Below are 12754 nucleotides of genomic sequence, written 5' to 3' on the forward strand. Positions count from 1 at the left end.
ATTAATGCATATTAGTTCACCCGTTCTAATATTCGCATTTTGGCACTGGCGCTACGATGATTTTCATCTAGCTCTTTACTCGTGGGAATAATAACCTTTTTCGTAATAATTTTAAAACTACTTTGGTAATTTGAAACTACTGGTAAATTTTGATAGACTACCGCGGCGGGGTCTGTTGTTAATTTTTGAAAAAACTGTTTAACAATCCGATCCTCTAAGGAATGAAATGAAATAATAACTAGTCGCCCTGTGACTGCTAACATTTCAACCGCTTGTTCTAACGATTTTTTTAACACTTCTAATTCTTGATTAACTTCAATTCGAATCGCCTGAAACACTTGCTTAGCAGGATGTTTCGCTTTTTTTAACACTTTTTGTGGCAATGATTGTTTAATAATATCAACCAATTGAAATGTTGTTGTAATTTCTTGTTTTGCTCGAACAGCAACAATATTTTGTGCAATTTTTCAACTAAATTGTTCTTCACCATATTCACGGAAAATACGAGCTAAATCATTAACAGAATAGGTATTAACAACTGTCTTGGCTGTTAAACTTTGTTTTTGATTCATCCGCATATCAAGTTCACTATCATAACGATAACTAAACCCGCGATAATCACTATCAAACTGTGGTGATGAAACTCCTAAATCATAAAGAATTCCATTAACTGTTTGAATATTTCGTACCATTAATTCCGCTTGTAAATGCATAAAATTTGCATTAATGATTTCAAAATTAGGTTTATTTAATGCCACCAATTGTTTTTTAGCAGCATTAATGCCCTCATCATCTTGTTCAAAACAATATAATTTGCCAGTTGTTAATTGGCTTAAAATTGCGGTACTGTGACCAGCACGTCCTAATGTGCAGTCCACATAAACCCCATTTGGTTTAATCATTAGGCCCTCAAGTGCTTCATTTAATAAAACGGGATAATGTTTATCCATTGTTAATTAAATTTTTTCTTCAAAATTCTTGGCAGCGTCTTCCATTGCTGGAGCACCATCAATATATTTTTCTCACACAATTGGGTCTCATAATTCCAAATGATCGTTATTTCCAATAATAACAACATCTTTACTAATTTGCGCTTTTTCTTGCAAAATTACCGTTAATTTTATTCTTCCGGCATTATCGAAAGTAGCTTCATCCGACATTGACATTACTTTTCTTGCCAATGCTCGTCCTTCAGGAGTAGCTTGCCCAGTTGAAGCAACTTTGGCTATTCATTTTAGTCATTCATCTTCACTGCGCACATCAATACAACCATCAAAACCAAGAGAAATAAAGACTTTATTAGCTTTAAATTGCTCTCGTAATTTTGAGGGAATCGTTAAACGCCCTTTGTCATCTAAGGTATGATTGTATGTTCCTAGTAGTGCCATTTCCCACTTTCCCCCACTTTCATACAAATTATATGACATTCTTCCCCATAATGCAACACTTTTCATCAAAAAGTTTTAAATCATCATAATAAACAAAAAAAGCCTTTCCTATTTAAAGGAAAAGCTTTTTTTAGTCAACTCTGACAACTTCTTTATTTTTATAATATCCACATTCACGACAAACTCTGTGTGGTTTGATTGTTGCTCCACAATTTTTACATGAAATTAATGTTGCTCCAGCTAATTTAAAATGTGTACGACGCTTTCTTTTTGCCTGTTTCGACGTCTTTCTAAATGGTACTGCCACTTTATTTCCCCTCCTTTATTTTTTGCTCCCATAATTCTTGCAATTTATTTCATCGTGAATCTTCTTGTTTTGCCAAGTAGCTCTCAAAGTCTTCTTCCGATAAAACCTGTCAAGATGAATCACCACTAATTATTGTATCACTATTTTCAGATAAATTAATAGGAATATTAATAATTATTTCATCTCATGCATATTTTATTATATCAAAATTTTGTTCTTTTAAGTAATTAATATCAGTTTTTTGATAAAAATTAAAACTATAGTAGTCATTTCAATCTAACTTAATTGGATATAAAAATAACTTTAATGTGCGTGAATCTTCAATCAATAATTCACCACTGATTTTTGCTTTAACTTCAATTATATCTAATTCAGCATTATATTTAATGACCCCCACAACTATTAAATTTTTTCCTTCCCGAATATTTGGTGAATAATTAGATAGATTCTCAATTGTTGTTAAATTTTCGGTAAAATTAATGACTGGGTTATTAATAAAATCAGCTTTTTTATAAATCATTGGATCCTCCAGTTTACTTTATTTTTAATATTATAACAAGAATTCCTCGCAATAAATTTCGCTTTTTATTACTTTTTATGCTATAAATATAGCATACCGTAATCAGTAAAATTTTGGAAGTGATAAAATGCAACTTATTAAATATACTGAGGGTCATAAGTTAACAAATTTAGAAATACAATTAGTTGCCAAATTAAATGAAAACATTAAAGAAACCTTAAAATTATCAATTAATAAATTAGCTTTAAAACTATATATTAGCCCTTCATCTTTAAGTCGTTTAGTTCGTAAACTAGGTTTTAAAAATTATAATGGCTTTATCATCTGATTATCTGGGCAATATCAATTAGCCCAGCGCTATACTTCTGAGCAATTAGAAAATAAACAAAATAACCCCATTGACATTATCACCAAAATATATCATCATTATGCCTTTGAATTAGAACAAACTTATTTAAATATTGAAATTGACAACTTTGAAATTGCAATTAATTGAATTCATAACAGTTCACAAATTATTATTTATGGTCCTAGTGATAGTAATATTTTTTTAAAAAACTTTAATTTTTATTTAAATTTATTAAGATATCATACGATTTTAATAAATTATTTTAGTATTTTTCAACAACTCCTTGCCACGACACAAGAAAATGACCTATTTATTATTTATTTATATCACGAACAATTAATTAAATTACCATGACGCGAGCTTTACCAATTAGCTCATGAAAAAAAAATTAAAATTCTATTATTTACTAATTCAAATAAAATTAAGAATAATAATTTCATCCAAAAAATAACTTTAACAAAAAAAGAACTTGCTGATAATAACGCTAATTTTACTTCTTATGCTAGCAATTTAATGACAATTAATTTTTTATTTGAATTATTAGTTGCCAAATACCATTTGACTTTATATCAAAAATGAGAAGCCCAAAAAAATAATTAAAACCCTTTTACAAATAAAAGGGTTTTAATTTAACGAATTACAATTTTTAGTTTTGCTAAGTGTTGTTTAATTTTATCAAATTCAAGGTTGATTTCTTGTTCTGTTAATTGGTGATCAAGATTATTAAATGTAAAGCTAATTGTTAAAGCAACTTCATCATTCATGGTTTGAGGATCAAGATATTTATCAATTACCACTATATCAGTTAAATAATTAACCCCCATAATAATTTGATTTTTGATTAAACCATATTGCTGATCACTTTTTAATAAAATTGAAATATCACGTGATGATGAGGTAAATTTTGAAACTTCTTGAAACTTAACAACTTGATGATTTGCCTTAAAAATAACATCAAACTGAAATTCACAAAAATAGGTTGGATTTAAATTATGTTCTTTTTGAAATTGAGGATGAATTGCCCCAATAATTCCTAATAATCGATTATGATAATAAATTAAACTCGTTTGATATGGGTGATAAATTGTACTTGCTGGAGCAATGTGATAGTCTAAGGTTCTTAAATCAAGCCCTTCTTTTGCACAAAATCCTTCAAATAAACCTTTCATATAATAGAAAGAATTATCGATTTTTTCTTTTGTTACTAAATTATTAATAATTTCATTTTGAGCCACAAAAGCACCGTGATAATAACTATCACCTTCATTAACATAAACTTTTTCAACAGTAAATAATTTAACATTGCTATTATTACGGGTATTATTATAAACTACAGCTTCTAATAAGCTATTTAATAAACTAACGCGCATCATCTCATGTTCTTGTGACAATGGTGATAATAATTGATAGGGTTTCTTGTAATTAAAAAAATTAAATTGCTCTATTTCTTTTTGTGGAACCAAAGAATAGGTTTTGGCTTGGTAAAAACCTTGATTTAGTAAGAAATTTTCAAAATTTTTAATTGTTTTTTCCCACGCAAGTCTTTTTTTGGCCAAGTTTGGCACAATTGGTGGTTTGGCAATAATCTCATCATAACCATATAATCGGGTGATTTCTTCAATTAAATCAGCTTTTTGGTGAATATCTGTTCTTGTCGCTGGACTAATAATCTGAAATTCTCTTTCTCCCGTTGACTCAACACTAAATCCTAATGGTGTCAAAAGACTTTTTATTTGTTCTTTACTAAACTGATGACCAATTAAAGCATTAATTTCTGGTAAAGTTATTGCTAATGAAACTGGTTTTTCACTGTATTCTTTAACATAATTAATCGTTGATAATTCGGCTAAAAAACGATGTTCTTCTAATAGCATTAAAAACCGACCTAAACCAAAATTAACAGTTGAGCTACTTAATGGTTTTAAATAGCGTTGTAAATTAATATTACTAATGCCTACTTTACGTTGTTGGCGACGCATTAATAAATGATTAACTTTTAATGCCATAATTGTCACTTCGCTAGTTGTTGGGCAAACCAAGTAAGCCGGATTAACTCTAATTCCAACTAGTTCAACAAAATCATTACCATCTAGAATAACTAAATCCCCTTTTGTAATATTAAACTCAGCGTTTTCATAATCTGTTGTAATTCGTAAGCCTGTTTTAATTTTATGATAGTCATAAACTATAATTGGTTGACCTGTTTCAATTGTTGCTTGAATTTGTAAATCCTCAAGCGGTTTTGTTACATCTGAACAATATTGATTAATTTTTAATCAAACTCGTTTTGCTAAAGCCAATGATTGATCAAGACCTTGTAATTTAACATTAACAACAGAACCTTTGATAATTTCTGGCGTATCAATTATAACTTTTAAATCTTGGTCATATTTTGGTAATTGTTCTGTTGTTTCTATCAATAATGGTAATAATGGTTGTGCAAAAAAAGCGGCCAATTCACGGGCTAACTCATAAGCACTTAAACAATCACTGCGATTTAAAGTTAAATCAACTTCAAAAGCAACATCAGTAAAACCTCAATCAGTTAAAATATCTTCTTTTCCAATTAAATTATAGCCTTCTTCTGCTGATAATTTTAACATTACAATTTCATCTTGTTCTAATTCGGTTAAATATTTATCATTAATTCCTAACTCACTAAAAGAGCACATCATTCCTTCTGAACTATATCCTTGTACTTCGCGGATCTGAATTTCCATTCCATTTGCTAATTTTGCTCCCGGGCGAGCAACCGCAACATATCCTTCTTCAACAGGATTAGCGGCTCCGCAAACAATTGGATCAACTAAATCTTGTTTTGTATCAACTAAACAAAAGTTTAAGTGCGTATTTGGAATTTTGTTGACAACTTGAATTCTCCCGGCAACAACATTAGAATTTTTATTATAATCAACAATACTATCCACTTCAAAACCAAGTTTATTTAATGCTTCAACAATTTCCCCATTACTAATATTATTTAAATCAAGATATTTTTCTAATCAATTTCGTGTTATTATCATAATTTCCTCCTAGTTAAAATTTCTAAACTGTTCTAAAAATTTAATATTATTAGTGTAAAAACGGCGAATATCATCAATACCATATTTTAGCATTGCAATTCGTTCAATTCCAATCCCAAAGGCAAATCCAGTTAAATCTTTTGATTGTCCACATGCTTCATAAACAGATGGATTAATCATTCCTGCCCCCATAATTTCAATTCAGCCAGTTTGTTTACAAATTGAACATCCTTGCCCACTACAACGAATGCAAGTAACATCAACTTCAACTGATGGCTCAGTAAATGGGAAAAAGCTTGGTCTTAATCTTGTTTTGGCATTTTCACCAAACATTCTTTCACAAAAGTATTGAATTGTTCATTTTAAATTAGCAAAGCTAATATTTGGAGCAACTAAAAAACCATCAATTTGCATAAACTGGTGTGAATGAGTTGCATCATCATCATCACGGCGATAAGTATTACCAGCAGAAATCACAGCAATTACTTCCTGAGCATTTTGCATTTGTGATAACATTCGGGCTGTCATATTCGTACAATGTGTCCGTAATAATGTTGATTCAGTAATATAAAAGGTATCTTGCATATCACGGGCCGGGTGATCCTTTGGCAGGTTTAATTTTTGAAAATTAAACTCATCACTTTCAACTTCTGGACCAAAAATAACATCATAACCTAAACCATTAAAAATATTAGTAATTTCTTCAATCACTAACATTAAAGGATGCCTTCCAGCTGAATTGATAAAAAAACCAGGTAAAGTAACATCGATTTTTTCGGCATTTAACTTTGTTGTTAATTCTATAAGTTCTAATTCCTTCCGAGTGGCTTGTCAAAGAGCGGTTAGTTCCCCTTTAATTTTATTTGCTAACTGACCAACTAACAAGCGTTCTTCATGGGGTAGATCTTTCATGCCCTTTAAAAATTCGTTTAAAACTGATTTTTTACCTAAATATTGAACTTGTAAGTTATTAAGTTGTTCAAGGGTTGTTGATGCTGTGATAGCATTTTTTGCTTGCGTTAATAAATCATTTAATTGCTTTTCCATAATTTCCTCCTTAAATAAAAAACCTTGTCTATTTAAAAAATAAACAAGGAGTGAATGTTTCACGGTACCATCCTTTTACACTAGTTTCCTAGTCTTAATTAGTTTAACGAATTACAAAGATAATCCGGCTGGGATTAGCAGCACTCCTTAGGTGAATTCATTAATATTATCTTAGTTACTCTCACCATCTATAACCTCGCTGAAAGATAACATTTTAACTACTATTCCTAAATCATCGTTTTAAATATTTAACTTACTTACTGATATTATAACTGATTTTTTGAAATTATGAAATTATTTTAAATTGTTAATTCCTGTAATTTTCGTTTTTTAATTAAGTTCATTGCTAATATTCAGGCAAAACCTAAAATTAGAACAATAATAGTTCCTGTTAAAACCGGGGTTTTTCAATTTAATGGTAAATTAATTACCAATTTATAATTTGTAAAAACCATTGCGAGAACAAAATGCCAAATTAATAACGACAGCAAATAAGCTGCAATAAAGACAAAGAATATCCCTAAAATGTAATTGCCAATAACAATAAAATTAATGTCACGCGTACGATAACCTAATGCCCGCATTGTTAGAATAACATCACTTGCTTCATCAATTACTGAAGTAATTACAACTGCTAAAATAATAAAAATAATAATCCCATTTAAGACTTGCAAAATTAATAATGAATTATTAAATAATTCCATCCCCGCGGCCAATAATAATCGTTCCAAATTAATCATCGTTACATTATTAAGGTTAGTAAAAGTAGCAATGTTATCACCATCAAAGTTATTTAACAACAGTTCTTTAATTGTTACATCTAAGCGTTGATTAAAAAGATTAAGCGTTAAATTTTGAACTGTTACTTTAAAACTTTGTTTTTGCATTAAAACTTCTTTAATATTAATTTTTTCTTTAATTAACTCATTTTTTGACAAAAGATTATTATAAAAAGTTGGAATAATAGCTCCTTGTCAATCACGATAATAGTTTTGAATTGCTTGTTCACTGATAAAAATATTATGTCGAATTGTATCATCATTAATAATACCTTTAACAATTATTGTAATTGGAAAAGAACCAATTGTATTTTTGACAACAAATTGGTAATGATCATTTAAATTTAAATTAGCTAATTTCGCCATTTTTTTAGAAATAATAGCTGGAATATTAGTTCTTCCCGATGAAAAGTCAATAACCTCGCTAATAACATTTTGAGAAATCCCTGGTAAATAATAAAAATCATTTGCTAGAGTTTGAGATAAACCCTTGATCGTAATATCATCAATCACAGTTTGCTCATTTTCACTTGGAGAAACCAGCAATGTAATTCCTAGTGTCTCCGTATTTGGATTATACATTAATTGATTAAAGCTAATAATTGTTTTAACTTTTGTTTGATCTAATTGAGATGATAATTTCTCAATATTAGTCAATCACCCTGGAAAACTTTCAACGTTATCACAACTTTTCGCAAATTTGATGACAGCCAATAAATCATTAAAATAAATAGACTGATAAATTGGTTGGTATAAAAGAAACTTTGCCAAATCCTTACATTCCCTTTGTCCAACAATACTTTGAACTAAACTATGAAAAGTTTGTAATGATGCTTGTGCTGTTTCTTCGGGATTTAATGTTGGTATTAAGCGAAAATTATCAACATTTAATAACTTTAAAGTTTCCTGTCCCCCAATATTTTTAACTTCACTAGCAGTTAATTTTGTCCCAAAATCAAATTTATGATCTACACTATTTTGATAAATTAAATTGGTACGAGCTATTAATTGTTTAAAAATATCACTAGCATTAAATTGTAAAATAAAAAGTAATGAAGAAATAAAGAAAATTACCATTACTATCAATCACTTACTAAAGGTTCGCATCATAAAAGATAGTTGTAATCGAAAAAGAAAAGGAGTTTTAATTGTAATTGTTTTTAAAAAAGTTGTAAAAAAGGTAATATGCTTTTTAGAAGCTAAATTAATTAAATCTAAACTGGCTTGTTTTAAGTACATTAAGATTAAAGCAAATGATATCACTGTAAATAAAACTGGCATTCCTACAAATAACAAGACAAGGAATCATCATGCAATGTAAATTAGATCAAAAGGAATTAAAAGACCAACAGTATATAATTTGTTTACATAAACTTGAATTGGAATACTAATCGCATAACCAACAAGAGCTCCTAATAACATCGTGATAAAAAATTTGACTGTAAAAACTCAGGCTAATTCAGAAGTTCGATAGCCAAATGCTTTAAAAATGCCAATTTGGCGACGAGTTTTATTCATTTCTTTTTTCATCGCATAGTTAATGAAAATAAATCCTAATCCTAATAAAACGCTCCCCAGCACAGTATAAAGAATAATTTGTAAATTAATATTTTGCATTTGCACAGCAAGATTACTTTCGCTAAAAGATAGCAAAGTTCCAGATGGATTAACAAAAACTTGCCCTAAAGCTTTTTTTAACGCTAAAAGAGTTTGTTGACCAGAATTATTTAGTTTAATCATTACCTTTTGTTGAGTTGATAAAACATAATCTAACGTTTTTTCATTATCATAAAATCAAGAGCTTCCTAATAGTTGATAAATTTTGCTTTGGGGTAAATATATTACCCCAAAATTATTTAAACCACTAGCATTCGGATGCGCTGACCCCAAAGGTTTTAGTTCTAACATTGTATCTAAAGTATTTCCAATGCCACTAATAGTAAAACTTGGGGCATTATCACCTAAACTAATTTCACTACCAATGTTTAAGTTATGCTGCTTGGCAAATAAACTACTAACTGCTATTGTATTATCTTCCCCTGGTAATTCACCTGAAAAAAGATGAAGTTGATTAAAATTTGCAACTTGTTTATTAGTTAAATCAGTTAATGGGGTTGGAACAAAATTTAAAGTCAAATTATTATCCTTACTATTTTTAGCAATTATTTCATTCGAAATAGCAAAACCTCATTCCAAACGTGGAGCTTTCAAAATACGGATTAATAATTCATTTCAACGATTATAATTAAACTTTGCTAAATAAGTTAAAGCGCTTGGTGTTAAACCCTCTTGAGGTGCTATTCCTTGATTTTGATAAACATCATTTAGTTTTTTAGTGATCGCTAGATCTTCACAAGTAGTTTGATTAGCTGGGTTACTATTTTTCGCACAAGATGTTTTAACACTTTTTCATCATTGACTATTTTTATCAATAATACTTTCACCGCTATCAGTTACCGTTTCACTATTACCATCTTGATTAACAAAAATATTATTTAGATAATAATCCTGAATAAATTTTGGTTTATATGGGCTTCGACCAGTAAAATAATAATCTCATTCTTGTGAACTATTAGCAATATTATTATAAATAATTTTAAATTGAAGGGCCCCTGATAAAACTCCAGCAACAGTTGCAACAATAATAACAATAAATAAAACTAGTCCAATTGATTCAATTCAATTTTTGAAATACGCTTTTAAATAACTTTTTAAAATTTGACGCATTATTATTTCCCTTCATTAATAACTACTGTTTATTATTTGGGCAATTACATTTCCAATTTTATTAACAACATCCGTTGCTAAAACTGGTTTTTTGGTTTGGGCAACTAAATCACCACAAAAACCATGTAAATAAACTCCTAGGTAACTAGCCATTAAATTACTATAACCTTGGCCACAAAGACTGGCAATTAAACCCGTTAAAGCATCCCCCATCCCTGGTGTTGCCATATAAGGATTTCCTGTTGAATTAATATATGTTAAATCCCCATCCGTAATAATTGTTTGATATCCTTTTAGAATGACAATAATCTTATATTTGTTTGCTAATTCTTTTGCTAATGCAACACGCTCTGATAAAACTATTTCTAAGCGTTTATTAATTAAACGCGCAAATTCTTGGGGATGGGGAGTAATAATAGCGCGGTTTTTTAGTTTTCGTAATAACTCTGGAGTTAAAACATTAATTCCATCCGCATCAATGACAATTCTACCTTCATAATTATCTAAAACTAGTTTTAATAAATTTAAAGTTCGTTCGGTACGACCAGTTCCAGGTCCAAAAATAACGACATTTATTACTTTTTCTAATAAATCAAGAATTTTTGATCGATCGCTAGCGTCACAATAAGTCATTTCCAGAACAGTATTAACTAAATAATTCCGTAATTCTTGGGGAATAACTCAAGTTAAATGCCCTGCCCCAGCTTGAATTGCCATATTAGCAGCGATTGTTCCTGCATTTAAATAATCATTATTTGAACCAAATAACATTATTTTGCCATAATTTCCCTTATTTGTAACAAGTGGTCTGGGCTCTATCTTAACATCATTGACAACAAAAATTTTATTATCAATTATCTCACTACAAAATTCATTAATCTTTTCCTGGTCAAAATCAAGGCTAGTTAAATAAACTTTTCCCAAAAATGGTATAATTTGATAGTTAATAAAAGCTGTTTTATAAATAAAAAATGTAACAGTGCGAGTTGCTTTAATAGCAACAGTTGGAATGTTTTCTTTATCATTAACAATTCCACTGGGAATATCACAAGCCAAAATTGGTTTGCTACTTTTATTAATATCAGTAATTAATTCCTGCGAATTTTCGGGCATGTCACCCTCAAAACTAAGGCCAAAAATACAATCAATAATTTCTTCACACTCTATTAATCATTCGTGGTATTCGCTATTATCTAAATAACAAATATCAATCTTTTGTTGCTGGATAATTAAATTAGTCAAATGTTTATTAGCCGCAGTTTGGCGGGCAACAAAATCTAATTTTGGAGCACAAAAAACAACTTTAACATTATTTCCGAGGTTTTTTTTAACAATTAGTTGAGCTAGCGCTAGTCCTTGTGCCCCATTATTACCTCATCCAACAAAAATAAGATATTTTCGAGGTTTTGACGATAAAAAGGGTAATAAACTTGTTGCTGCTTTGGCTATTAAATTAAGACTAGAAAATTTATAATTGTCCATAATAATTTGTTCAAGGCCATAAAATTGTTCTTTTGTTCCAACGTAAATCATATCTTTTGTCTCCTTATTATCCTCACGGATTATCATATCAAGGTTATATTATTATTTTATTCCTTTTCTGTTTGGAACTAAACTAAAAAAATAAAAAAATAGTAATTTTACAAAACTATTTTTTTAACTATGATTTTTTAATAAATTATTTTGATATTTGACACGTTTAACAATTGCAAAATAAAAACCAAAATATAATCCACTAATAATAAGAATGAATGCAAAATAAATTAAAAAGGTTTGAACCGCCATCGGCACCACTCCCCCAGTATATGTTGCATTTTGATTTGTAAATTCCATAAAATCATAGGGGAAATATCCTGAATAAGACATATCAGGAAACAATTTTCAGGCACCACTAGCTTTCAAAATATAACCTAAAACTGTAAAAATAAAATAATAACCAAGAATAGCTGCCCCAGAATAACCTCATCAGATCAGCATTTTATTGCGATTATAACTAAAAGTTGTCTTATGCTGATAAAATAATAAAAAATAAATTACTCCGACAATTGGCACTAATGAATGTTGTAAAAACATACTTATTCAGTGGTTTCATGTTCATGTTTGATAATCTTTTGTAATAAATAATGATAAGTTATAGAAAAAAATTGTAAATCCCATAATAACTAGGGTTCATAAACCAAAATAGCTATTATCATATTTACCATCTCCTTCATGCTTAGTATTAAAAGCTGAATTTAAGAAAAACGCTGAAAATATAATTGTTGAATAAGATGTGTATAGAAAAATATTACGAAAATAGACCTGAAAAACACTTTGAAAGACAGATCAACTTTCTAATTCGGCTAATGTTGTACTATATTTTGCAACTCAAAAACTCGGGAAAACATGATTAGCTCGAAATCATAAGATTTTTGCAACTTGAAAAGATGAGAAGATAATCATTGATAAAATTGGTAAGAACCCAATTAATAATTTCGTCCAAAATCTTCAGTTTTTTGATAATTCAATAATATTTTGTTTATAGTTAATTTTTTGTTTAATTTTTTGTGTTGCTATCGTTGATGTTTGATCCATTTTAGCAGCTCCTTTGTGGTTTTTCGCTTTATATTATTAT

10 protein-coding genes are annotated in these 12754 nt (G+C 29.1%); 1 reads left to right on the plus strand and 9 read right to left on the minus strand.

The features are described 5' to 3' along the window. Window positions 1-11: 11 nt before the first annotated feature. The 4 genes from rsmH to SCHRY_RS03330 all read right to left on the minus strand — a co-directional run bounded on the left by rsmH (window position 12) and on the right by SCHRY_RS03330 (window position 2215). The gene (rsmH, locus tag SCHRY_RS03315) at window positions 12-950 is read right to left on the minus strand and encodes a 16S rRNA (cytosine(1402)-N(4))-methyltransferase RsmH (RefSeq protein WP_083932349.1); all 939 of its coding nucleotides are present in this window, start codon (window positions 948-950) and stop codon (window positions 12-14) included. A gap of 6 nt (window positions 951-956) precedes the next feature. Continuing rightward, complete coding sequence (mraZ, locus tag SCHRY_RS03320; protein ID WP_016339056.1) at window positions 957-1388, minus strand: division/cell wall cluster transcriptional repressor MraZ; 432 nt, start codon at window positions 1386-1388, stop codon at window positions 957-959. A gap of 130 nt (window positions 1389-1518) precedes the next feature. Further along, window positions 1519-1695 (minus strand): 50S ribosomal protein L32, encoded by a 177-nt coding sequence (rpmF, locus tag SCHRY_RS03325; protein WP_016339057.1) that lies wholly within the window; start codon window positions 1693-1695, stop codon window positions 1519-1521. 1 nt (window position 1696) lies between these two features. Then, window positions 1697-2215, minus strand: coding sequence for a YceD family protein (locus tag SCHRY_RS03330; RefSeq protein ID WP_016339058.1), 519 nt, complete (start codon window positions 2213-2215; stop codon window positions 1697-1699). Between the two features lie 127 nt (window positions 2216-2342). On the opposite strand from SCHRY_RS03330, the gene SCHRY_RS03335 reads away from it, so the two are divergent. After that, complete coding sequence (locus SCHRY_RS03335) at window positions 2343-3164, plus strand: MurR/RpiR family transcriptional regulator (RefSeq protein ID WP_016339059.1); 822 nt, start codon at window positions 2343-2345, stop codon at window positions 3162-3164. Window positions 3165-3193: 29 nt separating this feature from the next. On the opposite strand, the gene pheT is transcribed toward SCHRY_RS03335, so the two are convergent. The 5 genes from pheT to SCHRY_RS03360 form a co-directional block, all read right to left on the minus strand. Beyond that, complete coding sequence (gene pheT / locus SCHRY_RS03340; protein WP_016339060.1) at window positions 3194-5587, minus strand: phenylalanine--tRNA ligase subunit beta; 2394 nt, start codon at window positions 5585-5587, stop codon at window positions 3194-3196. Window positions 5588-5596: 9 nt separating this feature from the next. Then, window positions 5597-6634 carry a phenylalanine--tRNA ligase subunit alpha gene (gene pheS, locus SCHRY_RS03345; protein WP_016339061.1) on the minus strand — a complete coding sequence of 346 codons (1038 nt, stop codon included), beginning with the start codon at window positions 6632-6634 and terminating at the stop codon, window positions 5597-5599. A 299-nt stretch (window positions 6635-6933) separates the two neighbouring features. Continuing rightward, the gene (locus SCHRY_RS03350; RefSeq protein WP_016339062.1) at window positions 6934-10140 is read right to left on the minus strand and encodes an ABC transporter permease; all 3207 of its coding nucleotides are present in this window, start codon (window positions 10138-10140) and stop codon (window positions 6934-6936) included. A gap of 15 nt (window positions 10141-10155) precedes the next feature. Next, window positions 10156-11673 carry a bifunctional ADP-dependent NAD(P)H-hydrate dehydratase/NAD(P)H-hydrate epimerase gene (locus SCHRY_RS03355; protein ID WP_016339063.1) on the minus strand — a complete coding sequence of 506 codons (1518 nt, stop codon included), beginning with the start codon at window positions 11671-11673 and terminating at the stop codon, window positions 10156-10158. Window positions 11674-11796: 123 nt separating this feature from the next. Continuing rightward, window positions 11797-12714 carry a hypothetical protein gene (locus SCHRY_RS03360; protein WP_016339064.1) on the minus strand — a complete coding sequence of 306 codons (918 nt, stop codon included), beginning with the start codon at window positions 12712-12714 and terminating at the stop codon, window positions 11797-11799. Window positions 12715-12754: the final 40 nt, after the last annotated feature.

The sequence above is a fragment of the Spiroplasma chrysopicola DF-1 genome, from assembly GCF_000400935.1.
Taxonomy (GTDB): Bacteria; Bacillota_I; Bacilli_A; order Mycoplasmatales; family Mycoplasmataceae; genus Spiroplasma; species Spiroplasma chrysopicola.